Consider the following 26,418-nt stretch of genomic DNA (forward strand, 5'->3'; position numbering starts at 1 on the left):
CGGCCCGATTACCTTTGGCGCCAACGAACATCGCGCAAACCTATGAAGAAGGCGTTCCTTCCCCTTGCGATCGCGGCCTTGCTGGCCCTTCCGTCCACGGCCCAGGAGTCCAAGGGCTTCAAGCTCGGCATCAAGGCCGCACCCAACCTGGGCTGGATCAAGTCCACCACCAAAGAACTGGAAGGCGATGGGGTGAACCTCGGCTTCTCCTTCGGCCTGATGACCGACTTCCGTCTGGGCAGCGACAACTACGCGCTGAGCACCGGCCTCTATATGAACCTCCTGGGCGCGAACCAGACCAGCAAGTCGTACAAGACGGCGATCGGCGGCTTGGAGCGCACCGTCCCCGCCTTTGAATTCGCCAGGCGCTATCAGTATGTGGAGCTGCCGATCATGATCAAGTTGAAGACCAACGAGATGGGTTACATGACCTACTTCGGTCAATTGGGCTTCGGATCCGCCTTCTGTGTATCGGCCAAGAGTGACGAATACAGCTACAATGCGGTGAGCACCGGCATCGGAGCGGACGCCAGGTTCGACCGCGAGGAGAAGGCCAACATCCTGAAGGAGACGGTGCCTTTCAGAGCGTCGTTGGTGGTGGGCGTCGGTGCGGAGTACAAGTTCGCCGGCAACACCGCGCTGGTCTTCGGCATCAATTACAACAACGGGTTCACCGACACCTTCGACAAGGCCGTCCTCTTCGACCGGAAGGATGCAGAGGTGGGCGACCAGGTGGAGGCGCATGGCAAGCTCCACTATGGGGAGCTGCTGCTGGGCGTGTACTTCTGACCGCAGGCATCCCTGGTTCGAAAGGCCCTGCGCACCTTCGCGGGGCCTTTCCATTTCATCCCCCATGGACAGCATCGCCATCGCCGACCACATCACCGACTGGTTGAAGGAACAATGCACGCGCACCGGTCAGCGGGGCTTCGTGGTGGGCGTCAGCGGCGGGGTGGACAGCGCGCTCACCAGCACCCTGTGCGCCCGCACGGGCCTGCCGACGCTGTGTGTGGAGATGCCGATCCACCAGTCCCGTGCGCAGGTGCAACGCGCGCAGGACCATATCAGCTGGCTGGGTGCGCGCCACCCCAACGCGCGGATGGAGGTGGTGACGCTCACCCCGGTGTTCGACCAACTGATCGCCACGCTTCCGGTGTTCCACGACCAGGCCGTGATGGAACTGGCGCAGGCGAACGCGCGGGCGCGGTTGCGCATGACCACGCTCTACTACTTCGCCGGGCTGCTGCGCCATCTGGTGGCGGGCACCGGTAACAAGGTGGAGGACTTCGGCGTGGGCTTCTTCACCAAGTACGGCGATGGCGGCGTGGACCTCTCCCCCATCGCCGACCTCACCAAGACGGAGGTGTTCGCCGTGACGAAGGCACTGGGCGTCATCGACAGCATCCTGCAGGCGAAGCCCACCGACGGGCTGTGGGGCGATGACCGCAGCGACGAGGACCAGATCGGCGCGAGCTATCCGGAGCTGGAGTGGGCCATGGCGTTGCGCGAGCGTGGAACGGACCCGGCGACCCTGGAGCTCACGGGCCGTCAGCGCAGTGTACTGGCCATCTACGACCAACGCAACGCCGCCAATCGCCACAAGATGGAGCCCATCCCCGTCTGCGTCGTGCCATCGTCGCTCAAGTCCTGAAGGTCCAGGCCCGTGCGTCGACTTCGTCCGGTGTTCCTTTTCGCGGCGCTGTCGGCCGGAACGCCCCTGTTCGGCCAGGTCGAACGCTGGGCAACGCCCACCAACGGAGGCTTCGACAGCAGCTACGTGCTCGATCTCACCCACCTGCTGACCCTGCGGGTGTACATGAGCACCAAGTTCAACTCCATCGAACTGCGCGATGCCGCTCGCGAGAGCCGGGTGAGCTACCGGCCCAACACCACCATCAACCTCGGCCTGGGCGCCAGCTACCGCGGCCTCACCGGCAACCTGGGCTTCGGGTTCGGCTTTCTCAACAACGACGACGCGGATCTGGGTGAGACCCGCTACCTCGATGCGCAGGGTAATCTGTTCGGTCGGCGTTTCGCGGTCAACCTGTTCGCCCAATCGTACAAAGGCTACTACATCGACGTGTTGAACTATCCGGGCTCCGCGGAGGGCGACACGCTGTATGCGCGCATCCTGCGCGAGGACCGGCTGCGTCCGGACCTGGTGCAGGAGAACCTCGGGCTGAGCGTGCTGCACATCCTCGGCAACCGGCGGTTCAGCTACCGGGCCGCCTTCAACCAGGATGCATGGCAGCGACGGAGCGCGGGATCCATGCTCGTGGGAGGCTACGGGGTGTTCCAGGCGATGCGGTCCGAGCGGCCGGAGATCCCATCGGAACTCGACAGCTTGTTCGCGCCGGTGCTCAGGTTCCGTCGGCTGGAGCAGGCGGAGCTCGGCGGCCTGATCGGTTATGCGCACAGCTTCGTCATCCGGCGGCATGTGTTCATCTCGTTGTCCATTGCCGGCGGTCTCGGCCTGGTGCGCAGCGAGGGCTGGTACCCGGAGGCGGACACCGACCGGCGCGACGTCATCTGGTCGGCCGGCCTGCGCAGCCAGCAGCGCATCGCCCTCGGCTACAACAGCGCGCGTACCTGTGTCGGCGTGTCCCTCTCCAACGAGACCTCCAGCACGAACCCCGACCGCGACGCGACCTACGCGTGGAACGTGGGCAACCTGCGCCTCTTCGTCGCCTATCGCGTTCCCGTGCGGCTGGGCATCGTGGACAAGGTGATGTCCCGGCTGGGGCTTTTATGAGCCCGATCATGCCGACACGCCACCCTGGAGGTAGTTTCGCGGCATGAAGCACCGCGCCCCCTTCCTCGCTCTCGCGTTCCCTGCCTTGTTGTCCGCCGTCCCCGGCCTGCTGCACGCACAGGACCGATCGGCCAGCGGTCTCCTGCTCAACTGGACGAACACCATCGTGGTGGAGCAGGACACCTTGCTGAACAAGACCCACAAGCTGCGGGCGCATGCGTTCATGGTCCACGAAGCGGACCCTGGCGCGGCCTTGAACGCGTTGAAGGCGGCCTACGCCGGCCAGAACGCGAAGTTCAGCGGGTCCGACCCCGTGAGCGGCCTGGTGACCGTCAGCGGTCTGGGAGAGGCCCCGATCCTGCTCATCGCTTCCGCCGTCAAGGACAAGAAGGCGGGTGCTGCGCGGATGCGCGTGGTGTATGCCGCCAACGACAGTAGCGCGCTCGAAGGCGGGCGCGATGCGGCCCATGCCCTGGCCATCCAGCTCAATCGGGCGATCGTGCAACAGCAGATCGACGAGCAGCAGAGGGTCGTGGACAAGGCCGGCAGCAAGCTGGAGAGCGCCCAGAACGATCAGGCCAAGGCCCAGAAAAAGGCCAGCAGCGCGGCCAGCGACCTGGAGAAGGCGAAAAAGGAAAAGAGCAAGCTGGCGGACAAACAGGCCCAGCTGCAGAAGGATCAGCAGCGGCTCCAAGAACGCTACAACAGCAGCCAGGCGCCGAAGGACCTGGAGAAGCTCACCAAGGTGCAAGGGCAACTGGTGAAGGTCCAACAGGACCTTGCGAAGCAACTGAAGAAGGAGGCCGATGCCCAGAAGACGGCGAACAAGCGGCAGGACGAGATCCCCGACGCCCAGAAGGAGCAGCAGGGCCACCAGGTGACCAAGGAGCAGGCCGTGAGCGAGCTCGAAGCGCTGAAGCGCAAGCTGGAAGCGATCCGCTGATCAGAGCCGCACACCCAGCACGAGCACATCGTCCACGCTGGGCCGGTCCTGTTGCCAGAGCGCCAGTGCGCCCTACACCCTGTGCAACTGGTCCTGCATCGGCATGGCGGCGATGTCGGCCAGGAGCTCCTTGAGCCGTTTGCGACCGAACTTCCGGTCCGCCGGACCGCCGAGCTGGTCCTGCAGGCCGTCCGAGCAGAGGTAGAGCATGTCGCCTGGGCGCACATCGAGTGTGTGTTCCGTGAACGGACAGCCCGCTTCCGGCATCAGGCCCACCGGCATACGGTCGCCGGCGACATCCGTGAGCTCGCGGCCGCGGACCCGGTAGATCGGATGCATGGCGCCCGCGAAGCGCAGCGTTCCGGTGCGGTGATCCAGTGCACAGATGCCGATGTCCATCCCGTCCTGCGGGCCCTGGCGTCCCGGTCGCTGCAGGGCGCGGATCACCGCTTCGCGCAGGCGGTCGAGGATCTCGGCCGGTCGATCCACGCGCTGTTCCACCACCACGCCGTGCAGCAGAGTACAGCCCAGGATGCTCATCAGCGCGCCTGGCACGCCATGCCCGGTATGGTCCGCAACGGCCCACACGGTGCGTCCTTCCACAGGAGCGCACCATGGCAGGTCGCCGCTCACGAAGTCCTTGGGGCGGTGCAGCAGGAAGTGGCCGGCGGTGTACCGGTCGAGGAGGATGGTGTCCGGCACTACGGCCTGCTGGATGTGCTGGCTGTAGCGGATGCTGTCGGTGAGGTCGCGATACGCGGCCTCGATCACGGCGCGTTGCTCCTGGGCCTCGGCGGTGCGGGCCCGCCGGTCCTCGCGGAGGCGCACCTCCCGTTATGTGAGGCGATGCCGGTTGTGGGCCATCACAGTGGAGATCACCATCACCGCAGCGAGCAGGGTGCCCCAAGGGCCATCACCTCGGCCGGTGCCAATGCGCTGTGCGCCCTGAGGAAGAACACAATGGCCGCGGCGGTGAGGCCGAGCACGGCGAGGCCCCAGGCCAGCGGCCATAAGATGATCATCGAGGCCCCGACGAAGAGCACCGCGTACGCCAGCGCGTGCAGTCGGAACAGGTCGGGGCCCATGAAGCTCCACATCCAGGCGTTCTCCAGGCTGATGAGCGGGAACGGCACGAACACGAAGGAGGCGGGGCTCATCAGCAGCCTTCAGCGCCCGAGGAGCAGCAGCACAATGGTGGCGCTCACCAGCAGCCGGAGCGCGAGGAACTCCGTCCAACGCTCGGGCATCACCGCATGGTCGTTGAACGCGAAGAGCGGGTTGAGCAGGGCGGCCACCCAGCTGCCGAGCACGCGATGGCGCCAGGCCGTGCGGTCGAGCTCGGCGCGCCAGGCCGGGACCGGAACCCGCTCCGGGGTTCGGAACAGACCGGCGATCGCCCCGAAGGGCGACCGGACCGCGAGCGCGCGTGCGGGCATCGCCCCGTCCACATGCGGGCGAAGGAGAGGTTCGGGGAGCAGGGTAGGATGCACTAGCTAGTAGCCCAACCTTGCCCCATATCGATGGTCGGTACCTTGGGTCACCTTCCTGTCCTTCCTGCATCAAGGGGAATGACGGATCCCAATGAGCGACCAGGAGATCATCGGCCAACTGCGAACAGGGCAACAGCACAAGGCCCTTGTGAAGCTCTATGCGCATCTGCCCAAGGTGGAACGCATGGTGCGGAACCACGGCGGCACCAGCGCCGATGCCAAGGACCTGTTCCAGGACGCGCTGATCATCCTGCTCGGAAAGGCCAAGGACGAGGCATTCACGCTCACTTGCTCCATCGGCACCTACCTATATGCCATCTGCCGCAACAAGTGGCAGGAGGAGTTGCGCAGGCAGGGCCGCTTTACGCAGGAACTGGATGCCTTGCCCGACGAGCTGAACGACCTGGGTGCCTTGCTCGCTGATGAGCGCCACTTCGGTCTGGCCGAGCGCGCGTTGCAAGCCTTGGGTGATAAGTGTCTGGAACTCCTCAAGCGCTTTTACCTGCTGAAGGAACCGCTGCTCACCATCGCCAAGTCCATCGGGCTTGCGGGCGAGGGCGCGGCCAAAACGCGGAAGTACAAGTGCTTGGAAGAGGCCCGCAAGCGCTACCGCTCATTGCTCGCACAGGGATCCGTCGCAACCATCCAACACCATTGAACGATGCGCGACGAACCGACCCTGATCGAACTCGTCGACCGGTACCTGCACGGCGAACTGAATGCCACCGACCATGCCGCCTTCGAGGAGCGCATGCGAACGAATGCCGAACTGCGCGACCTGGTGGAGGACCAACGTGCGCTGCTTGGCGGCATGGAGCGCCTCGCCATGCGGCCTGCCGTGAACAAGGCCTACCGGAGCTACAAGCTCGGCAAGTGGGCGCCGGGCATCGGTGGTGCAGGGGTGATCGCCATCCTTGCTCTAGGCGGATGGATGCTGGCGAAGGAAAGCGGGCATTCAATGGAAGCCAGCCATGATCCATCGGCGCAGGTCGAACAACTGCGCACGCTGAGCGACACCACAGGAACCGGTCTACCTGCGTTGGTAATGACCATCGACCCGAAGGCGGACACCACGATGATCACACCGAACGGCCTTGTCGTGGACATCCCGAAAGGTGCCTTCATCGATGAGGCCGGCAAGGCGATCACCAAGCCCGTGCGTGTCACGCTGTTGGAAGCGATCGATGGCGTGGACATCATGAAGGCGGGCCTCAGCACCATGAGCGGCGACACGCTATTGGAGACCGGCGGCATGTTCTACGTCGATGCGCAGGTGGATGGCAAGCGCGCGGGCATTGATGCCACGAAACCGTTGACGGTGATGGTACCGAGCGAGCAAGCCGACCCACGCATGATGCTCTACGAAGGCGTGATGACCGAGGATGGCATTGTGGATTGGCGCAACCCGCAACCCCTAGCACGCACCTTGGTGCCGGTGGACATCAGCACGCTGGACTTCTACCCGCCGGGGTACTTGGCGAAGGTGGCGGAGCTGGGCAAGGATGCGACGGACAAGGGGTACACGGATAGTTTGTACTTCGCTTTCGGAGGAACATTGGAGCGCAAATGGCTCATGGGGCCTAAAGCGAACAACGTCCTGACCATCGACAAGGTCATGTCCGACACGATCTACTCAGCCTATGCTTCCAGTGACTCGACTACCTATCGTGACGTTGGCATCGACCCCGCCAAGGTCCAAGCCATATGGAACGAGCGCTTCAACGGAACCAACCTTGCCACGCGGGGGTTCGAGGAGCGCATGCGCGATATCCACAGCACCTGCGACAACCAAGTGTTGGACCTCTACGCCAACAACCTGGACAAGAACCTGAGCCAACTGGATTCGATGGCCGTGCGCATGGGTCATGGTGCCTTTGTCTCCTTCGCCTTGCGGAACGATGGGCGGGTTCAACTACCAGACCATGCGGCGGAGCGGTTAAGGAACGTATACACCGAATGGAGCCAACGCTATGCTGAGGCGGCCCGCAAGACCCAGGAGGTGTTCTACCGCAAGGAAGCTGAGGTCGACCAACAAGCCTACAAGCAGCAGTTGGGCCGGCAGATGAAAGACGCCCAACAGGAGCAAGATCGATTCCGTCAGGAGTTCGATGCCAATCTGAAGGATGCTCTACGACAACTGGGAATCGAGAAGAATGGCCCAACGCGGGAGCCACCCATCACCGCCTATGTCGCCAACGTGACGAATCCCGGCTGGTGGAATGTTGACCGGGCAGTATTCCAGTCAACAGCAGACCGTAATTCCATGTCCTTCACCGACACCAACACCGGTAAGACCGCCACACTCACCTACACACCCATCACCATCGAGATCGCCGAGAAGGATAGCTTCAGCGAACTGCGCGTGTACCTGACCCCGAAAGCACTGAACAGTTACCAGCGGGTGATGGAAACCAACGACGTCTTCACCGAAAAGCTGAACGCGCTCTTCGAATACGACCTCGTCTGCATGGGCCGAAAGAACGGTCAATTGTACGCTGATTCACAACAGAGCATCGCGGCTCCGGGATCGATCACGATCACTATGCAACCCACCGACGAGGAGACCATGCGGCGAATGGTACACACCCCGCAAAAGACGGCCTCTTTGGTGAGCGACCTGGTGGAACAGGCCCGCCACTTGGGATGGCTGGAGCTGGTGGCGAAGCGGCAGCAGGCGCGGGCGAAGCGGGAGGGGTTCAGGAGCGCGTTGATGGCGGTCGTGTTCCCGTGTTTGGGGGAGGAAGGGTACGCAGAACCATGAAGCAGGATCGAGCACCTCCTTCCTGCCTCACACCCATATCTTTGGAACACTGAACCTCCCTCCATGAGCACCGATGCGATGAAGCTCGAACTGATCGAGTGGCTGACCAGGCTGAACGATCCCGGTGTGCTCGCTTCCTTGCTCAACTGGAAGAAGGCCAGCGAAGTGAAAGACTGGTACACATCACTTTCACCCGAACAGAAAGCCTCGATCGATCGTGGGCTGGCCGATGCGGCCGCAGGCAGGACGGTCACATCCGAAGAGGTCTGGAAGCGTTATGGCCGCTCCGCAAAAGGTTGAGTGGACCCCCGAAGCGCTCGATCAGTTGGAGCGCATCCACGCATATGTGAGGGGGCAATGGAACCAGCGCATCGCTGACCGTTTCATCACACTTGTCATCGAGTTCGAGGAACTGATCATCCGCTACCCGAACGGGTTTCCCTGTTCTTCCCTGCATCCGGAGTTGCGCATGGGTCCGATACACCGCAACGTCAGGGCGGTCTACCGTGTGGATGCGGATCGGATCTTGATCATCACCTTGCTCGATAACCGGGCGGACAATAGCGCCTGGTTCTGAGGGCTGATCGATGAAGTGAACAGGCCGCATGCCTGTTCGACCTTCACCCGATCGTCCAGGTGTGCTCGCCCTTGAGCAACGCGTCAAGGTCGCCCTCGCCCTTGCGCTCCTTCGCCGCCTTCACCTGCGCGGTCATCTTCGCCTCGTGCGTGGCGCGCTCGTTCACATAGAACACGCCGAACGGACGCGGGAAGCCGCCTTCCATCCGCGGGTCGTCGAAGAGGCGCACGAGCAACGAGGCCTTGAACGCGTCGCGCTCGTCGTGCACCCAGCAGTCGTCCGCGGAGAACGCCGGACCGATGTCGACCACGCGCGGCCGCATGTCCTTCAGGCAGATGCCCTTGGTGCCGTTGGCGAACAGCAACGGCTTGCCGTGCTCCACGAAGAGGCTGTGGATGGGCTTGGTGGCCTTTTCGGTGAAGGTCTCGAAGGCGCCGTCGTTGAACACGTTGCAGTTCTGGTAGACCTCCACCAGGCTGGTGCCGCGGTGCGCATCGGCGCGGGCCAGTACCTCGCGCATGTGCTTCGGGTCGCGGTCCATGCTGCGGGCGATGAAGGTGCCATCGGCGCCCTTCACCAGCGCGAGCGGGTTGAACGGATGGTCCGTGCTGCCCATGGGGGTGCTGCGCGTCACCGCGCCCTCGGGCGAGGTGGGTGAGTACTGTCCTTTGGTGAGGCCGTAGATCTCGTTGTTGAAGAGCAGCACGTTCACGTCCACGTTGCGGCGCAGCAGGTGGATGATGTGGTTGCCGCCGATGCTGAGCGCATCGCCATCGCCGGTGATCATCCACACGCTGAGGTCGGGGCGCACGCTGCGCAGGCCGCTCACGATCGCGGGCGCGCGGCCGTGGACCCCGTGCAGCCCGTAGGTGTCCAGATAGTACGGGAAGCGCGAACTGCAGCCGATGCCACTGATGAAGACGACCTCCTCCTTCTTCCTGCCGCTCTGCTCCAGCAGGGTCTGCACCTGCTTCAGGATGCTGTAATCGCCGCAACCGGGGCACCAACGCACTTCCTGATCGCTGGAGAAGTCGACCTTCACCGGTGCGCTGGTCGTTCCGTTCGTGGTGCTCATGACTTCAGCAGGTTGAGCGCGGTGGCGTGGATCTCCTCGCTGGTGAAAGGCATGCCCTGGATCTTGTTGAGCCCCTGCGCGTCCACCAGGAACTCGGCGCGCAGCAGCTGGCGCAGTTGTCCGCTGTTCATTTCGGGCACCAGCACGCGGGTGTACTTCTTCAGCAGCGGACCGAGGCCCTTGTTGAAGGGGAAGAGGTGGCGCAGGTGCACGTGGGCCACGCTGTGCCCCTCGGCCTGTAGGCCCAGCGCGGCGGTGCGGATGGCGCCGTAGGTGCTGCCCCAGCCCACGATCAGCAGCTCGCCCTCCGGCGGACCGCTGTCGAGGCGGATGGGCTTGAAGCGGTCGGCGATGCGGGCCACCTTCTCCGCGCGCAGCCGCACCATCTTCTCGTGGTTGGCCGGATCATAGCTGATGTTGCCGGTCCTGTCCTGCTTCTCGATGCCGCCGATGCGGTGCTGCAGCCCCGGCTGGCCGGGCAGCGCCCAAGGCCGCACGCCGCGCTCGTCACGCAGGTAGGGCAGGAACGCCTCGCCGTCGTTGGGTCCCTTGATGAAGTTGGGCGTGATCGCCGGGAGATCCTTGGACGCAGGGAACCGCCAGGGTTCTGAGCCGTTTGCGATGTAGCCGTCGGTGAGCAGGATCACGGGCGTCATGTGCTCCACGGCGATCTGCACGGCCTCGAAGGCCATCTCGAAGCAGTCGATGGGCGTGCTGGCGGCGATCACGGGGATCGGCGCCTCGCCGTTGCGGCCGTGCACGGCCTGCCACAGGTCGGCCTGTTCGGTCTTGGTGGGCAGACCGGTGCTGGGGCCTCCGCGCTGCACGTTCACGATCACCAGCGGAAGCTCCAGCATGAAGGCCAGGCCCATGGCCTCGGTCTTCAGCGCGATTCCCGGGCCGCTGCTGGCGGTGACGCCGAGCGCGCCGCCGTAGCTGGCGCCGATGGCCGAGGCGATGGCCGCGATCTCGTCCTCGGCCTGGAAGGTGAGCACGCCGAAGTTCTTGTGGCGGCTCAGCTCGTGCAGGATGTCGCTGGCGGGCGTGATGGGGTAGCTGCCGTAGAACAGGTCGAGCTTCGCCTTTTGCGCGCCGGCGAGCAGGCCGAGGGCCGTGCCCTGGTTGCCGGTGATGCTGCGGTAGGTGCCCCTGGGCATCGGCGCAGGCTTCACCTCGAAGCGCGTGGTGAAGGTCTCGCTGGTGTCGCCGTAGTGGTAACCGGCCTTCAGCGCGCGCAGGTTGGCGTCGAGCAGCTCGGCCTTCTTCCCGAACTTGTGCTGCAGGAAGCGCTCGCTGTTGGCGAGGTCGCGGCTGAACATCCAGTTGATGAAGCCCAGCACGAACATGTTCTTGCAGCGGTCCTTCTCCTTCATGCCGAGGGGGGTGCCCTCGAGCGCGTTGCGCGTCATCTTGGTCACGTCCACGCTGTGCAGCGTGTAGGCGGCCAGGGTGCCGTCGGTGAGCGGATCAGCCTCGTCGATGTAGCCGGCGAGGCGCATGTTCTTCTTGTCGAAGCCGTCGGTGTTGGCGATGAGGGTGCCCCCCTCCTTCAGCTTGTGCAGGTTGGCCTTGAGCGCGGCGGCGTTCATCACCACCAGCACATCGCAGCGGTCGCCGGGGGTGAACACCTCCACGCTGCCGAAGTGGAGCTGGAAGCCGCTCACGCCGGCGAGGGTGCCCTGCGGCGCGCGGATCTCGGCGGGGAAGTTGGGGAAGGTGCTGACGTCGTTGCCGAACAGCGCGTTGGTGTCGGTGAACTGCGCGCCGGTGAGCTGGATCCCGTCGCCGCTGTCGCCGGCGAAGAGGATCACCACGTTGCGGCGCGACTCGACGGTCTTCGTCCGGGAGGGGCTTTCCATGGGCAAATGCGCGGCAAAGGTACGGGGCGGGGTATGGCGCTCCGTGATGGCGGTCACCGGCGAAGCAACACGTGGGGCGGCCGGATGTTCCGGGCTCAGACCACCTCGCCCATGTTCACGGCCTCGACGGCCTTGATGGAGGGGGCGACGCGTTTGATGGCCTCCTCCACTCCGGCCTTCATGGTCATCGGGCTCATGGCGCAGCCGCGGCAGGCCCCGTGCAGGCGCACGCGGACGATCCCCTCCGGTGTGATCTCCTCCAGAGTGATGTCGCCGCCGTCGGCCTCCAGAAAGGGGCGCAGGTCGCGCAGGGCCTCCTGAACGCGCTGTTCGAGCTGGCTGTGTTCGCGACGGGGCATGGATCAGGCGGTGACCGGCTGCCGGAGGCGCTCCAGCAGGACGGAGCAAAGGTCGGTGAAGGCGGCCGCGCTGGGGGTGCCTTCCTGCAGCACGGCCGGCCGGCCCACGTCACCGGCCTCGCGGATGCTCTGCACCAGTGGGACCTCCCCGAGGAAGGGCACGCCGAGCTCCTCCGCCAGGGCCCGGGCGCCGCCCTTTCCGAAGATGTGGTAGCGGTTGTTGGGCAGTTCGGCCGGGGTGAACCAGGCCATGTTCTCCACGATGCCGAGCACGGGCACGTTCACGCTGGGCAGGCGGAACATGCCCACGCCCTTGCGGGCATCGGCCAGGGCCACGGGCTGCGGGGTGCTGACGATGATGGCGCCGGTGAGGGGCACGGCCTGCACCAGGCTGAGGTGGATGTCGCCGGTGCCGGGGGGCAGGTCCACCAGCATCATATCGAGCTCGCCCCAATCACCGTCCTTGAAGAGCTGTTCCAGGGCCTTGCTGGCCATGGGGCCGCGCCACACGATGGCCTGGTCCGGTTCGGCGAAGAAGCCGATGCTGAGGAGCTTCACCCCGTGGGACTCAACGGGCACGATCACCGGTTTGCCGTCGCGTTCGGCGGTGCGCGGTCGCTCCTTCAGCACATCGAACATGAGGGGCATGCTGGGCCCGTGGATGTCCGCATCCACCAGGCCCACCTTCAGCCCACGCGCGGCCAGTCCGGCGGCCAGGTTGGCCGTGATGGTGCTCTTGCCGACCCCGCCCTTGCCGCTGGCCACGGCCACGATGTGCTTCACGCCCGGAAGCACCTTGCGGATGTTGGCACGTTCGCCGCTGAGCGGGTTCACTGTCACCCGCACCTGCACGTCGCTGCCCAGCTCCTTTTTGAGCTGGAAGGTGACCGCCTCCTCCATGCGCTTGCGGCTGTGGAGGGCGGGGTTGCTCACCTCCACGGTGACATGCAGCGTGTTCTCGTCGACGACCACCTCTCGCACAAGGTCCAGCGCCAGGATGTCCTTCTTGAGGTCGGGTTCGATGACGCGCGACAGGGCGGCTTGGATGGCTTCGTCGGTGATGGGCATGGCCATGGGGACGCGAAACTAACGTGCAGGCGCCGCCCGTGTTCGGCTGGGTCAGCCAGGCACCGCGGCCCGTGCACCGGACTTGTCCATCAGCCACAGCTGCGCGATCGAGGGGTCCTGGAAGAAGGCGATGCTGTACGGCACCACGGCGGCGGTCGCGCTCACCATGCGGTCCACCGCGATCTGGTTGAGGACATCCTCGCTGCTCACGATGGCGATGCGCTCCACCCCGGCCTTCACCAGCTGGGGCACGAACTCCTCCAGGGTCCACGCCTGGTCCGCGATGAGAATGGGGCCCATCCGCCGACCGTCGCTCAACCAGTGCCGCAGTTTGCGCTGCGTCACCGCGTTCAGCAGGCGCAGCAACGATCCCCGATACGTGGCCCCGGACACCGGGCGCTTCCACGTCAGCCGCACCAGACGCTGGTCGGGCAGCACCTCGATGCGGGTGTCGTCGTCGTCGTGCTCCACCTGGATCACCATGGCCGGAAGGGTTGGCCCGCTGAAAGTACACGATCCGCGAACAGCGGTCGGCCTCTAGAGCCCCAGCTCCACCGCCGGATCCCAGAACCTCTTCCGGAAGTCCACCACCTGGTCGTCCTTCACCTTCACGCCTTCCTTCTTCAACAGGTCCTCCATGCGCGTGGGCGTGGCGAAGTGGTGCTTGCCGGTGAGCAGGCCGCTGCTGTTCACCACCCGGTGGGCGGGCACGGGCGGCTTCACCACGTGGCTGTTGTTCATGCAATAGCCGACGATGCGGGCGGAGCGCGCCGCGCCGAGGTAGCGCGCGATGGCCCCGTAGCTGGTCACACGGCCCTTGGGGACCTGGCGCACCACGTCCATGACGTCGGCGAAGAAGTCGCGCTTGTCCGCCGGAGTTTCGCGCAGGGGGATGCGTTGCGGCCGCGCGATGGCGGGCTGCTGCACCGCGCTGTCGCGAAGTTGTTTCTTCCGCTCCCTCTGTGTGCGCATCCGTTCAACGGGGTTGCATGCGTGATCCGCCTCGGTCGGGCGATCGTCAGGGCTGGATGACAACCCGCACCAGGCGCGGCACTCCACTCGCCGCGACCTCCACCACGTACGATCCCGGCTCCAGCGAGGCCAGGTCGATCCGGGCGACCGGCCCTTGCAGCCGCCCCTGCCAACGCTCCCGACCGATGGGATCGCGGACCACCACCTGCGTCGGGCCGTCCAGCGCGATGTGCAGTGGTCCGGTGGTCGGGTTGGGCCAAGCACGGATCTTCGCATCACCGCCGAACGCATCGACCACGGCGGTGCTCCGATCCACCTGCCAGGTGAACACCTGAAAGCCGCCTTCGTCGGCGTAGTAGGGCTGCGGCGGCCAAAGCACCAGGGAGTTATCGATGTAGCCGAGCACCACCAGGCTGTCGTGCACATCCACGCCCCAGGCCACCGCGCTGTCGTTCGGATGGATGAATCCACCGACGAGCCGGGGTGTGACCGGTGCGGTGATGTCATAGACCAACACCTCGCTGTCCGCACCACTGAGGAAAAGCAGGCTGTCATCGGCCGCGGTGATCAGCTCGTTGGTGTGGCCATCGCTCCCGAACCACGAGCCGCCGTTGCAGTTCCAGGGGTTCTCCCAGGCCATCTGCTCCATGTGCGCCACGTCCGCGATGTCCACCACCTCGAAACCGCAGAAATCCGTGGCTACATAGCACACGTCACCGACCACCCGCACATGGTTATAGGCGTTGGCCGTGTTGGGCGGATGCAGCGGATTGAAGTAGCGGCCCACCTCGGTGGGCTGGGCGGGGTCGCTGACGTCGATCGCGCGCAGGGCGCCGGCGTCGTAGCCCAGGAGCAGGGTATCGCCTTTGAAGTCGATGCCCCGGGCATTGGGCGGATAGTTGACCACGCCGGGCCAGGTGGGATCGGGCGCGAAGACCGACACGAACGCGATCTGCGCCGGGTCGGAGACGTCGAGCACCACCAGACCTTTGTCCATCGCACCGAGATAGGCGAGGCCGTTGCGCACCCGCACAATGGCGCTTCCGGTGGAGAAGGCGGCGCTGTCCCATTGGTCCAGGACCACCGCATTCACCGGATCGGTGATGTCGAGCACGGCGAGGCCGGCGCTCTGGGTGAGCCCATGGAAGCCGCCGAGACTGACATACAGCCGATCGCCGTCCTGATGCAGGTTGGTGGGCTTCAAGCCCCCGAGGTCCGGTGGCCAAAGCACACCGATCTCGACAGGGGAGGTCGGATCGCTGATGTCGTAGGTCCTGAGCCCGTGCTCCACACCCGCAGTGTACAGGTAGGGGCGGTCCATCCGGTCGACCAGGGCGGAAAAGGTGGAGTACACGAAGGGATGGTGGACAAAGGCCTGCTCGCTGAGCAGGACCGTATCGATCACCTGGGCATGGAGCGACCTCGCGCAGCCCATAGCGAGACCGATCAGGATCACCCGGCGCATGCCCCCGAAGCTAACGCGATCCGCGGAAGTCCAAGTTCACCCGATGGCGAACCGCACGTAGTGGATCTTCCGTCCCTCGGTGAGCCACATCGACTCGTAGAAGGTGCGGATGTTCAGCACGGCCTGTTCCGCAGGGCTGACGCGGCCGACGAGGTCGGCGTAGACATCGGCGCTGTGCTCCAGCAGGGGCAGCTTGTGCGCTTCCACCTGTTCCAGGGTGTACTCGTACAGCAGCGGGCTGTCGGTCTTGAGGTGTACCAGCCCGCCCGGCCTCAGCACCTGCCGGTAGCGCTCCAGGAAGATGGGACTGGTCAGCCGTTTACGCGGCTTGCCGATCTGCGGATCGCTGAAGGTGAGCCAGATGGCGTCCACCTCCCCCGGAGCGAAGCAATGCAGGAGATGATCGATGTGCGTGCGGAGGAATCCCACATGGGCGATGCCCCGTTCCCGTGCGGTGCGCGCCCCCCGCCAGATCCGCGCGCCCTTGATGTCGACGCCCAGGTGGTTGTGCTGCGGGTCCAGGGCGGCCAGGCCCAGGGTGTACTCCCCTTTTCCACAGCCCAGTTCCAGCACAAGGGGCGCCTCGCGGTGAAAGAAGTCGGCGTTCCAGCGTCCCTTCAACGGGAAGCGGCCCTCCACCAGGTCCGCGAACGCCGGCTGCACCACCTGTTCGAAGGTGGCGTTCTCGGCGAAGCGGAACTGCTTGTTCTTGCCCATGGCGGCGCGAAAGTAGGCGGTGCGCCAGGTGCACGACCGGTGGACGTAACGCAGGCTTCACGATCGGCTGCGCACCTTCGCGGGCATGTCCGGTCTGCGCGATGCCCGCGTGCTGGTGGCCCCCCTGGACTGGGGGCTGGGCCATGCGGCGCGCTGCGTGCCCGTGGTGCGTGCGCTGCGCGCGCGTGGGGCGCATCCCGTGCTGGCCGCGGATGCGGGACCACTTGCGCTGCTCCGTGCCGAGTTCCCCGAGCTGGAGCATGTACGGCTGCCCGGTATCACCGTGCGGTACGCCGCCGGAGGGAGCCAGTTCTGGAGCATGGCGCGCCAGTTGCCGGCGATGGTGCGGAGCGTGGCGGCGGAACGCGCGGCCTTCGACCGCATCGCGGCGGACCTGCGGCTGGACGCGGTGATCAGCGACCAGCGGTTCGGGGTACGCAGTGCGCAACTGCCCTCGGTGCTCATCACCCATCAGCTCTTCCCCTTCACCCCGTTCGCGCAGAGCGCGCTACGGCGCCTCAACCTGCAGCATGTGTCGCGCTTCGATCGCTGTTGGGTGATGGACGAGCCCGCGGTGCCGGGACTGGCGGGCGAGCTGTCGCACGGAACGCGCCTGCCGCCGAACGTGCGTTACATCGGCCCGGTGAGCCGCATGGCGGAAGGTGCCGGCACCCCTCGGTCCGACCATCGCGTGGTGGCCGTCATCAGCGGACCCGAGCCGCAGCGCACCCTGTTGGAGGCCATCCTGCTGGAGCAGCTTGCCACCTTGCCGGGGGAGCATCTGCTGGTGCAGGGACTTCCGCAGCGGCCGGGCACACGCCGCGTCGGTCGGGTGGATGTGGCCGGCCATCTCACCGGCGAAGCGCTGCGCGAGGCCCTGCTGGGCGCATCGCTCATCGTTTCCCGCAGCGGCTACACCACCTTGATGGACCTGGCGGCGCTCGGGCGCAGCGCCCTGATCATCCCAACGCCCGGCCAGCACGAACAGGAGTACCTCGGTCGCCTTCACGCACGCACCGGCAGGTTCCTCGTGCAGCAGCAGCGCGCCATCGATCTGGCGGCCGCGCTCGCGAGGCCACCCTCATCCGCAAAGGCATCCACCGGGAACGCACTGCTGTGTGCGGCCCTCGACGAGCTGGCGGGGATGCTGCGGTGACGCGCATCCGTTTACTTTCGTCGGAATGAACCCACGCGCCCTTCCGCTGGCCCTTTTCGTGCTGATCGGTCCTGCCCTGTGGGCACAGGACGGACCGGAACAGCGGCTGCGCGACCTGCAGGCGCGGGATCAGGAACTGCGCGCGGCGCGCGAAGCGCTGGCGGCTCCGATCGATTCGCTGAAGCTGGCCATCATCCGCCGTGACCTGCTCGCCCTGGCCCTCCCGGCCTTGGAACCCGGTGACGAGCTGGTGGAGCATCCCGGCCATGTGTTGGTGTACAGCGAGCGCCATGAGCAACCCAAGTGGACCGCGCACATCGCCACGCCGGACGTGATCACGGGCAACCTGGCCCGCATCGACACCTTCCTGATGGACACCAAGGTGCGAACCGGCACAAGCACGGTGGAGGACTACTGGTTCAGCGGATTCGACCGCGGACACTTGGTGCCCAGCGCGGACATGCGCTGGAACAAGGAGGCGCTGACGGCGACCTACCTGTATAGCAACATCAGCCCGCAGCGGCCCGAGTTCAACCGCGACAGTTGGAGCGACCTGGAGGACTGGGTGCGGCGCACGGTGCGCTTCGGCGGCGAGCGGGTCTTCGTGATCACCGGTCCGGTGCTGAACGAGGGCCTGCCGGCGATGGACAACCCCGGGCACAAGAACGAGGTGAGCATCCCCGAGCTTTTCTTCAAGGTGTTGGCCGACCTGGACGGGCCGGAGCGGAAGATGATCGGCTTCGCCATGCGCAACGGGGTCAACGAATACCCGACCATCAGCTACGCCGTGCCTGTGGACAGTGTGGAGCGCCTCACCGGCCTCGACCTCTTCCCCGCGCTGGACGATACGCTGGAGGCCCGTCTGGAAGCGCAGCGCGACCCGCAGGCCTGGTACCACCCCGGCGATCCCTTCATCGGCGAAGTGGAGCCGCTGCCGGCACCGCTGCCCAAGGGCATGTTCAACACCGTGCAGGCGCGCCACCAGATCGGTCGTGTGGCCACCGTGTGCGGCACCGTGGTCAGCACGCGGCGCACGCAGAAGGCGAACGCGGTGTACCTCAACTTCGACCGCCTTCACCCCGCGCAGGACTTCTACTGCACCATCTGGGACAGCAACGGCCCCAACTTCCACTACGATCCGGAGGAGGCCCTGCTGCGCAAGCGCGTCTGCGTCACCGGCAAGGTGACCTTGTACGACGACATCCCGCGGATCAGCGTGAACAACGAGAACGCGATCCTGCTCTGGGAGGAGGCGGTGCGGTGACCCCGGTCCGGAGGGATCTTCTATTTTGGTCTGGCGCACGATGATCCCGGTCCACCGACCGGAGACCCGATGAGGGTGATGGTACTGTGCTGAACGGCAGGTTTCCGGTTGTTGCCCGGCCTCGGCGACGGTACCGGACATGCATCAACGCGGAGAACTCCTTGGGATGCTGTCGATCGCCCTGGCGATCGGCTGTGGTGGGGACCCGACGCCTGAACCGGTCACTGCGCCTTCGGAAGCGACCCCGGCGCCTCTCTTCATCACCCTTCCCGCGGAGAACAGCGGTGTCCGGTTCACCAACCGGGTGGAGGAGAACGATACGCGCAACTACTTCGTGTACGAATACATGTACAACGGAGGAGGTGTGGCGATCGGGGATGTCAATGGGGATGGCCTCCCGGACATCTACCTCACGGGGAATCTGGTCGCGGACCGGCTCTACCTGAACCGCGGGGGGCTCCGGTTCGAGGACGTCACCGACGCGGCCCTGCCCAAGGAGAGCACGCATGGGTGGCACACCGGCGTGGCCATGGCCGACGTGAACGGGGATGGCCACCTCGACATCCACGTGTGCCGTGCCGGCTGGACCTCCGATCCGCAGGCGCGCACCAACCTGCTCTACCTGAACGATGGCCAGGGCCGGTTCAAGGAAGTGGGCCATGAATGGGGCATCGCGGACACCACCCGATCCACCCAGGGCCTCTTCTTCGATCACGACCGCGACGGCGACCTGGACCTGTTCGTGATCAACTCACCGCTCCAAGGCAACTCGAAGGCGAACAACGCGGAAGTGGAGCGTTCCATCCAGGAGCATCGTTCGCCCACCAGCCGGCTCTACCGCAATGATGGGAACCGGTTCACGGACATCACCGCCACGTCGGGGCTTTGGAACATGGCGTATAGCCTGGGGGTGGCCTGCAGCGACCTCGACCAGGACGGGATCCAGGACCTCTACGTGTCCAACGACTACGTGGCGCCGGACTTCCTGTACATGGGGCGATCGGACGGCACCTACGTCAACGAGGTCCTGGCGCGCACACGGCACATCAGCAATTTCGGCATGGGCTGCGACATCGCCGACTATGACAATGATGGTCTGCCGGACATCGTGGTGCTGGACATGGTGAGCGAGGAACACGCCCGGAGCAAACGCAACATGGGCGCCATGTCACCCGCCCAGTTCTGGGGGGTGGTGGCCGCCGGCTACCACCATCAGTACATGTTCAACACCCTGCAGCGCAACAACGGCAACGGCAGTTTCAGCGAGGTGGGGCAGTTGGCCGGGATCAGCAAGACAGACTGGAGCTGGGCGCCGCTGCTGGCCGACCTGGACAATGACGGTTGGAAGGACCTGCTGGTGACCAACGGCTACAAGCGCGATATGCGTGACAACGATTACAGTGCCAAGGCCAAGGCGATCAGAGCCTCCGGACAGGCCATGCGCCCCATGGAAGTGCTGGCGCTCGTGCCCAGCACCCAGGTCCGCAACTACCTGTACCGGAACAATGGCGACCTGGGCTTCCGGAACGTGTCGGTCGAATGGGGCTTCAAGGAGGCCTTGAACTCGAACGGAGCGGCATACGGCGACCTGGACAACGACGGCGACCTCGACCTGGTGACCAACAACATGGATGCACCGGCAGGCATCCACATCAACCAGGCCGTCGAACAAGGCCGCGGGCACTATCTGCGCCTGCAGTTGGAGGGCGCCCCGGGCCGGACCGTTCTGGGCGCGCGCGCCCTGGTGGAGGCGAACGGAGTGACGCAGCTGGCCGAACTGGCACCCGTACGCGGCTTTCAGAGCAGCGTGGAACCCATCCTCCATTTCGGCCTCGGCGGATCCGGGAAAGCGGACCAGGTGGAGGTGTTCTGGCCCGACGGCCGATACACCCGCCTCACCGACGTCACTGCCGATCAGGTCCTCACGATCCGGCACGATGACGCGTCCGACCGCGCACCGGGGCACCCCGCCCCCGCGGCCCTCCTTCAGCCTGCTGGTACCGGCCATGGATTGAGCTTCACGCATCGCGAGAACCCGTACGACGACTTCGCGGTGCAGGTCCTGTTGCCCCACAAGCGTTCCGAGGACGGCCCCCTCATGGCCAAGGCGGACCTCAATGGTGATGGCCGCGAGGACCTCTACATCGGCGGCGCGCGCGATCAGGCCGGTGCCTTGTTCATGTCCGATGGGGCCGATCGCTACAGGCAGGTCGAGGGGCCCTGGATCGACCACAAGGACCGCGAGGACCAGGGAGCCCTGTTCATGGACGCGGATGGCGACGGGGACCAGGACCTGCTCGTGCTCAGTGGCGGCTACGAGTCCGACCGGTCGGAGATCCACTTCCAACCGCGGATGTACACGAACCGGGGCATGGGGCGGTTCGGTCATGCGCCCGGCGCACTGCCCGTGTTGATGACCAGCGCGCAGCGGGCCGCCGCAGGCGACGTGGACGGCGATGGCGACCTCGACCTGTTCATCGGCGGGCGCGTGATCCCCGGAGCCTATCCGAGGGATCCGAGAAGCTACCTGCTCCTGAACGACGGCACGGGCCGGTTCGGCGATGCGACCGCTGAGCGCGCATCCCACCTGGCGGAGGCGGGCATGCTCACCGATGCCCTCTGGATGGACATCGACGGCGACGGTGACGCGGACCTGATCACCGCAGGCGAATGGCAGCCCATCGCGATGCACAGGAACGATGGTGGCCGGCTCGTCGCCCACACGGTGGAAGGCCTTCGGCACACGGCGGGCTGGTGGAACCGCATCGTGGCGGCCGATCCGGACCGCGATGGCGACCTGGATCTCGTGTGCGGCAACATCGGCTGGAACACCAAGTTCCACGCCACCGACGGTCATCCGCTGCACCTTTGCGCCAATGACATGGACGACAACGGCAGCCTGGACATCGTGCTGGCCAAGGAGGGGACCCACGGCAAGGTGCCCGTGCGCGGACGGGAATGCAGCAGCCAGCAGTGCCGCATGATCATCGATCGGTTCCCGACCTTCAAGGACTTCGCCAACGCCGACCTGGAGCGCATCTACACGCCGGAGAAGATCGGCTCGGCCCAGCACCTTGTCGCCGAGCAGATGCGTTCGTGCGTGGTGTGGAACGAGGGCGGTGGCCGATACCGAGCGGAGCCGCTGCCGATGCACGCGCAGACAGGGCCGCTCAACGGCATCGCGGTGCGTGACCTCAACGCGGACGGACACGCGGACATCATCGCGGCCGGCAACCACTGGGGCGCCGAGGTGGAGACCGTCCGCTACGACGCCGGCACCGGCATCGTGCTCCTGGGCGATGGCCAGGGCGGGTTCCGCCCGCTATCGGTCCGGGAAAGCGGGCTGTTCGCATGGCGCAACGCCAAGGACCTCGTGGTGCTGGAGCAGGGAGCAGGCGGCGCGCCCTGGGTGGTGGTCTCCAACAACAACGATGCTGTGGAGGTCTTCACACCGGGCCACGCCCGATCGGCATTGGCCGCGCGCCGGTGACCTCCGGTGCGGGCTACCTTCGCACAGCCCCACCCGGACATGTCCCTTCGCGCCATCTGCCTCCCTCTGCTCACGCTCCTTGTCGCCTGCGGGCCTTCCGGCACGGGCACCGGCACGAACGCACCTGCCCCCACCGGGCCCTTGTTCGTGGCCCTGCCGATCGACAGCACCGGCATCCGCTTCACCAACCGCCTGGAGGAGTCGCCCTCGATGAACTACTTCACCTACATCTACGCGTACAACGGCGGTGGCGTGGGCGCGGGCGACATCAATGGCGACGGGCTCCCCGACCTCTACTTCACCGGCAACCAGCAGCGCGACCGCCTCTACCTCAACAAGGGCGGCATGCACTTCGAGGACATCACGGAGACCGCCCTGGGAGCCGATCCTGGGGGCTGGCGCACCGGCGTGGCCATGGCGGATGCGAACGGGGACGGCCACCTGGACATCTATGTGTGCCGCAGCGGACCGACGGACGATACGGCGCTCACGCGCAACCTGCTCTACCTGAACAACGGCGACCTCACCTTCCGCGAGGCCGCCCACGACCTGGGCGTGGCCGACACCAGCCACAGCACGCAGGCGGCCTTCCTGGACGTGGAGGGGGACGGCGACCTGGACCTGTACGTCATCAACCATCCCAAGGACCGCCTCACGCGCGTCAGCGTGTCGCAGGTGCGCGCCGGCATCGAAGCGGGCACGGCCCCGAGCAACCGGCTCTTCGTGCAGGAGGACGGTCGCTTCCGGGAGGCCACCCGCGAGCACGGCCTGATGGACTTCAGCTTCAGCCTGGGCGTTTCGGTGGCCCACCTGGATGATGACGACCGGCCCGACCTCTACGTGGCGAACGACTTCGACGTGGCGGACGCGCTGTACACGAACGACGGTGGACGCTTCCGCGATGTCGTGAAGGAGCGCACGCACCACGTGAGCAATTTCGGCATGGGCTGCGATGTGGCCGACATCAACAACGACGCACTTCCGGACATCATGGTGCTGGACATGATGGCGGACGACCACGTGAGGAACAAGACCAACATGGGCAGCATGTCGCCCCAGGCCTTCTGGTCCATCGTGGCCGCCGGCCAGCAAGTCCAATACATGGTGAACACGCTGCAGTTGAACAACGGCAACGGCACATTCAGCGAGATCGCGCAATTGGCCGGCATCGCCCGCACGGACTGGAGCTGGGCCCCCTTGCTCGCCGACCTGGACAACGACGGCTGGAAGGACCTGATGGTCACCAACGGCTTTAAGCACGACATCCGCAACAACGACTACCAGCAGCAGGTGTACCGGGGCCTGAAGAGCGGCGAGGACTTCTACCGCACGCTGGACCTGGTGCCGAGCACGCGCATCCGCAACTACCTGTTCTGCAACCAGGGGGCCGACAGCACGGGCCGGGCGCGGCTCACGTTCGCGGACAGTACGCAGACCTGGGGCTTCACCGACCCTCTCAACAGCAACGGCGCGACCTACGCGGACCTGGACAACGACGGCGACCTCGACCTGGTGATCAACAACATCGACGCGCCCGCAACGGTGTACGCCAACCGTACCCGTGAGCTGCACCCCGAACGGCACTACCTGCGCTTCGCGCTCAAGCAGGGCGGGCGGGACGCGCACGGGGCCCGCGTCACACTGCGTCACCAAGGGTCTGTGCAATACCAGGAACTGAGCCCGGTGCGCGGATACCAGAGCACGGTGGAGCCCGTGCTCCATTTCGGGCTGGGACCCAACACCAGCGTGGACAGTGTGGAGGTGCGCTGGCCGGATGGCCGCTACACGCTGCTGCGCAACGTACAGACCGACCGGCTGGTGGCCGTGGACGACCGCGATGCAGGACCGGTACCTGGGCCGCGGCCGGGACCGGCTGCGCTGTTCACCGAGGACCCGTCGCTGATCCCGGAAGGCACGGCGCACCTCGACCCCACCTACGATGACTTCCAGCTTGAGGTGCTGCTGCCCCACAAAATGAGCGAGCTCGGGCCCATGCTCGCCGTGGCCGACGTGAACGGCGACGGCCAGGACGACCTGTGGATGGGCGGTGGCCGTGGACAGGCGCCCGTGCTGCTGGTGCAGACCACCTCGGGCACCATGCAGGTGGCCCGCAACGCGCATCCGCTCACCGGAGAAGGCCAGGAACTGCTGGGTGCACGCTTCATCGACGGGGATGGGGACGGCGATCAGGACCTGCTCGTGATCGCCGGCTCCAACGAAGATGACCTGCGCAGCACGGCCTACCGCCACCATTACCTGCGCAACGACGGCACCGGCCGGTTCACCCGCATGGAGGATGCCCTGCCGCCGATGATGACCAGCGGCCAGCGGGCCGATGCGGCGGACATCGATGGCGACGGGGACCTCGACCTCTTCCTCGGCGGACGCCAGACCCCGGCGCACTACCCCTTCGCCCCCCGCTCCTACCTGCTGATCAACGACGGCACCGGACACTTCACGGATGCCACGGAACAACGGGCAAAGGACCTGATGGGACCTGGCCTGGTGAGCGATGCGCGCTTCGCGGACCTCGATGGCGACCACGATCCGGACCTTGTGCTCGTCGGGGAATGGATGCCGGTGATGGTGATGATGAACGCGGGTGGGCGCTTCACGAATGCCACGGCGGCCGCAGGGCTCGAAGGCACCACCGGCTGGTGGAACAGCCTCTGTGCCGCCGACCTGGACGGTGACGGTGATGTGGACCTCGCCGCCGGCAACCTGGGATGGAACAGCAAGTTCAAAGCGGATGCTGCCCACCCTGTGCACGTGTACTGGGCCGACATGGACGGCAACGGCCGCTCGGACATCGTGCTGGCCAAGGAGAAGTCGGGGCACCAGATCCCGGTGCGCGGCCGCGAATGCAGCAGCCAGCAGTGCCCCGTGATCATGCAGCGCTTCCCCACCTACGAAGCGTTCGCCAATGCCGATCTACAGGCCATCTACACGCCGGAGAAGCTGGGCAAAGCGCTGCATCGCACCGCCACCTGGATGCGCTCCAGCGTGATGCTGAACGACGGCGCAGGCCGCTTCAGCATCCGGGCACTGCCCGTGGAGGCACAGCTGGGTCCCGTGAACGGCATCGTGGCCCTGGACGTGAACGCCGACGGCCGGCTCGATCTGGTGACCGCGGGCAACCACTGGGGCGCCGAAGTGGAGACCGTGCGCTACGATGCGGGGCGCGGCTGTGTGCTGCTGGGCGATGGCAAGGGGGGGTTCACCCCGCTCACGCCCACGACCTCGGGGTTCTTCGCCGGCGGCAACGCGCGTGACCTGGCGGTGATCCGTGTGGGACCGGACCGCACACCTGCGGTGATCGTGGCCGGCCATGGCGAGCGGCCTGCGGCCTTCACCTTGGGGCGTCGGGTCAACGTGCTTTCCGCAAGGTGAACGCGAAGGTGCTGCCCCGCCCCTCCTCGCTCTTCACGGTGATGGTCTGCCCGTGCGCGTCCACGATGTGCTTCACGATCGCAAGTCCCAGACCGCTGCCACCTTCGTTCCGCGAACGGCTCTTGCCCACCCGGTAGAACCGTTCGAACAGCCGCGGCAGATGCTCCTCGCTGATGCCGATGCCGTTATCGCTCACCTCCACGAGCACACGCTCATCCAGGTCGTCCACGCTCACCGTGCAGTGTCCGCCCGGCCGGCCGTAGTTCACCCCGTTCACGAACAGATTGACGAACACCTGGATCAGGCGGTCCTTGTCGCCGAGCACGGCAAGATCCTCCGGCACCTTGTCCAGCAGGGTGATGCCCTTCTCCCGCGCGGGCAGCTCCACATCCTCCATGGCCTCCTCCACGACCTCGCGGAGCGGGATGCGGTGCAACCGCAGGTCCATCACACCGCTTTCGAGCTTCGTGATCAGGTCGAGGTCCTCCACGATCTTGATCAACCGGTCGACCCCGTGGCTGGCGCGGGTGAGGAAATCACGATTGACCTTCTCGTCCTCGAGACCGCCTTCCAGCAGGGTGAGGATGTAGCCCTGGATATTGAAGATCGGCGTCTTGAGCTCGTGGGCCAGGTTACCGATGAACTCCCGTCGGAATTTCTCGCGCTCCTTGAGCTCGGTGATCTCGCTGCGGCGTGCGCTCGCCCACTCGGCCACCTCGCCTTCCACACGGCCCAGCGCATCGTCGCTCATGCCCACGGCCGGGACGTCCGCCGCGCCGCGCAGGCCCTGCACGGTCTTGTAGATGCCCCGGATGCGGTCCTGGATGAAGCGCCGCAGTGCGAAGCTCAGCAACAAGTAGGACACCGCCACCGCCAACACACCCACGACGATCGCCTGCGCGGCCCGCGGGAGGCCGTGATCACCGGTGACGACAAGGGTCGTGACCGCCGCCACGCCGCCGATCACCAAGGTGACCAGGAGAATGAGCTGGCGTGGATGGATCGGGCGCATGCGAGGCCGCCAAGATACCCGGGTCGATGCCTGGAACATGGCCGGGGCCACGCCGAGCGCGGGATTTA

24 protein-coding genes are annotated in these 26,418 nt (G+C 65.8%); 12 read left to right on the forward strand and 12 right to left on the reverse strand.

Annotated elements, in window-relative coordinates; genetic code table 11:
* Window positions 1–42: 42 nt before the first annotated feature.
* From IPJ87_12170 to IPJ87_12185, 4 genes are all read left to right on the forward strand, one after another.
* Window positions 43–789 (forward strand): PorT family protein, encoded by a 747-nt coding sequence (locus tag IPJ87_12170; protein ID MBK7942607.1) that lies wholly within the window; start codon window positions 43–45, stop codon window positions 787–789.
* Between the two features lie 64 nt (window positions 790–853).
* Complete coding sequence (gene nadE, locus IPJ87_12175) at window positions 854–1,651, forward strand: NAD(+) synthase (GenBank protein MBK7942608.1); 798 nt, start codon at window positions 854–856, stop codon at window positions 1,649–1,651.
* A gap of 12 nt (window positions 1,652–1,663) precedes the next feature.
* Window positions 1,664–2,752, forward strand: a complete 1,089-nt coding sequence (locus IPJ87_12180; protein MBK7942609.1) for a DUF4421 family protein — start codon at window positions 1,664–1,666, stop codon at window positions 2,750–2,752.
* A gap of 43 nt (window positions 2,753–2,795) precedes the next feature.
* Window positions 2,796–3,695: a hypothetical protein gene (locus IPJ87_12185; GenBank protein ID MBK7942610.1), complete on the forward strand. Its 900-nt coding sequence runs from the start codon at window positions 2,796–2,798 to the stop codon at window positions 3,693–3,695.
* A gap of 72 nt (window positions 3,696–3,767) precedes the next feature.
* On the opposite strand, the gene IPJ87_12190 is transcribed toward IPJ87_12185, so the two are convergent.
* Genes IPJ87_12190 through IPJ87_12200 form a run of 3 tightly spaced genes read right to left on the reverse strand, consistent with a single transcriptional unit; the run spans window position 3,768 to window position 5,131 of the window.
* Complete coding sequence (locus IPJ87_12190) at window positions 3,768–4,523, reverse strand: serine/threonine-protein phosphatase (protein MBK7942611.1); 756 nt, start codon at window positions 4,521–4,523, stop codon at window positions 3,768–3,770.
* A 53-nt stretch (window positions 4,524–4,576) separates the two neighbouring features.
* The gene (locus IPJ87_12195; GenBank protein ID MBK7942612.1) at window positions 4,577–4,852 is read right to left on the reverse strand and encodes a hypothetical protein; all 276 of its coding nucleotides are present in this window, start codon (window positions 4,850–4,852) and stop codon (window positions 4,577–4,579) included.
* Between the two features lie 9 nt (window positions 4,853–4,861).
* A complete protein-coding gene (locus tag IPJ87_12200; GenBank protein MBK7942613.1) occupies window positions 4,862–5,131 on the reverse strand; it encodes a hypothetical protein in 270 nt (89 codons plus the stop codon).
* 145 nt (window positions 5,132–5,276) lie between these two features.
* Here IPJ87_12200 and IPJ87_12205 point away from each other — a divergent pair, with 145 nt between their 5' ends.
* From IPJ87_12205 to IPJ87_12220, 4 genes are all read left to right on the forward strand, one after another.
* A complete protein-coding gene (locus IPJ87_12205; GenBank protein MBK7942614.1) occupies window positions 5,277–5,843 on the forward strand; it encodes a sigma-70 family RNA polymerase sigma factor in 567 nt (188 codons plus the stop codon).
* 3 nt (window positions 5,844–5,846) lie between these two features.
* Window positions 5,847–7,946, forward strand: a complete 2,100-nt coding sequence (locus tag IPJ87_12210; protein MBK7942615.1) for a hypothetical protein — start codon at window positions 5,847–5,849, stop codon at window positions 7,944–7,946.
* A gap of 63 nt (window positions 7,947–8,009) precedes the next feature.
* A complete protein-coding gene (locus tag IPJ87_12215) occupies window positions 8,010–8,246 on the forward strand; it encodes a hypothetical protein (GenBank protein MBK7942616.1) in 237 nt (78 codons plus the stop codon).
* Window positions 8,224–8,523, forward strand: coding sequence for a type II toxin-antitoxin system RelE/ParE family toxin (locus IPJ87_12220; protein ID MBK7942617.1), 300 nt, complete (start codon window positions 8,224–8,226; stop codon window positions 8,521–8,523). Before IPJ87_12215 ends, IPJ87_12220 begins: the two co-directional genes overlap by 23 nt.
* A 43-nt stretch (window positions 8,524–8,566) precedes the next feature.
* Here the strand turns inward: IPJ87_12220 and IPJ87_12225 are convergent, their stop codons facing one another.
* The 8 genes from IPJ87_12225 to trmB form a co-directional block, all read right to left on the reverse strand.
* Window positions 8,567–9,598 (reverse strand): 2-oxoacid:ferredoxin oxidoreductase subunit beta, encoded by a 1,032-nt coding sequence (locus tag IPJ87_12225; GenBank protein ID MBK7942618.1) that lies wholly within the window; start codon window positions 9,596–9,598, stop codon window positions 8,567–8,569.
* A complete protein-coding gene (locus tag IPJ87_12230; GenBank protein MBK7942619.1) occupies window positions 9,595–11,457 on the reverse strand; it encodes a 2-oxoacid:acceptor oxidoreductase subunit alpha in 1,863 nt (620 codons plus the stop codon). Before IPJ87_12230 ends, IPJ87_12225 begins: the two co-directional genes overlap by 4 nt.
* A 95-nt stretch (window positions 11,458–11,552) precedes the next feature.
* A complete protein-coding gene (locus tag IPJ87_12235) occupies window positions 11,553–11,816 on the reverse strand; it encodes a NifU family protein (GenBank protein MBK7942620.1) in 264 nt (87 codons plus the stop codon).
* A 3-nt stretch (window positions 11,817–11,819) separates the two neighbouring features.
* Entirely contained in the window at window positions 11,820–12,884 is a 1,065-nt protein-coding gene (locus IPJ87_12240) for an Mrp/NBP35 family ATP-binding protein (protein ID MBK7942621.1), read from the reverse strand.
* Window positions 12,885–12,935: 51 nt separating this feature from the next.
* Window positions 12,936–13,367: a hypothetical protein gene (locus IPJ87_12245; GenBank protein ID MBK7942622.1), complete on the reverse strand. Its 432-nt coding sequence runs from the start codon at window positions 13,365–13,367 to the stop codon at window positions 12,936–12,938.
* Window positions 13,368–13,421: 54 nt separating this feature from the next.
* Complete coding sequence (locus IPJ87_12250) at window positions 13,422–13,856, reverse strand: MGMT family protein (protein ID MBK7942623.1); 435 nt, start codon at window positions 13,854–13,856, stop codon at window positions 13,422–13,424.
* Window positions 13,857–13,902: 46 nt separating this feature from the next.
* A complete protein-coding gene (locus IPJ87_12255) occupies window positions 13,903–15,321 on the reverse strand; it encodes a hypothetical protein (GenBank protein ID MBK7942624.1) in 1,419 nt (472 codons plus the stop codon).
* Between the two features lie 36 nt (window positions 15,322–15,357).
* The gene (gene trmB / locus IPJ87_12260; protein MBK7942625.1) at window positions 15,358–16,038 is read right to left on the reverse strand and encodes a tRNA (guanosine(46)-N7)-methyltransferase TrmB; all 681 of its coding nucleotides are present in this window, start codon (window positions 16,036–16,038) and stop codon (window positions 15,358–15,360) included.
* Window positions 16,039–16,123: 85 nt separating this feature from the next.
* On the opposite strand from trmB, the gene IPJ87_12265 reads away from it, so the two are divergent.
* From IPJ87_12265 to IPJ87_12280, 4 genes are all read left to right on the forward strand, one after another.
* Window positions 16,124–17,194, forward strand: coding sequence for a glycosyltransferase (locus IPJ87_12265; protein MBK7942626.1), 1,071 nt, complete (start codon window positions 16,124–16,126; stop codon window positions 17,192–17,194).
* A 25-nt stretch (window positions 17,195–17,219) separates the two neighbouring features.
* A complete protein-coding gene (locus tag IPJ87_12270) occupies window positions 17,220–18,458 on the forward strand; it encodes a DNA/RNA non-specific endonuclease (GenBank protein MBK7942627.1) in 1,239 nt (412 codons plus the stop codon).
* A 166-nt stretch (window positions 18,459–18,624) separates the two neighbouring features.
* Window positions 18,625–21,948: a VCBS repeat-containing protein gene (locus tag IPJ87_12275; GenBank protein ID MBK7942628.1), complete on the forward strand. Its 3,324-nt coding sequence runs from the start codon at window positions 18,625–18,627 to the stop codon at window positions 21,946–21,948.
* A 39-nt stretch (window positions 21,949–21,987) separates the two neighbouring features.
* Window positions 21,988–25,338 carry a VCBS repeat-containing protein gene (locus IPJ87_12280; protein ID MBK7942629.1) on the forward strand — a complete coding sequence of 1,117 codons (3,351 nt, stop codon included), beginning with the start codon at window positions 21,988–21,990 and terminating at the stop codon, window positions 25,336–25,338.
* Here IPJ87_12280 and IPJ87_12285 read toward each other — a convergent pair.
* A complete protein-coding gene (locus tag IPJ87_12285) occupies window positions 25,316–26,350 on the reverse strand; it encodes a sensor histidine kinase (protein ID MBK7942630.1) in 1,035 nt (344 codons plus the stop codon). The genes IPJ87_12280 and IPJ87_12285 overlap by 23 nt on opposite strands.
* Window positions 26,351–26,418 lie beyond the last annotated feature (68 nt).

The organism is Flavobacteriales bacterium (assembly GCA_016713875.1).
Lineage (GTDB): Bacteria > Bacteroidota > Bacteroidia > Flavobacteriales_F > PHOS-HE28 > PHOS-HE28.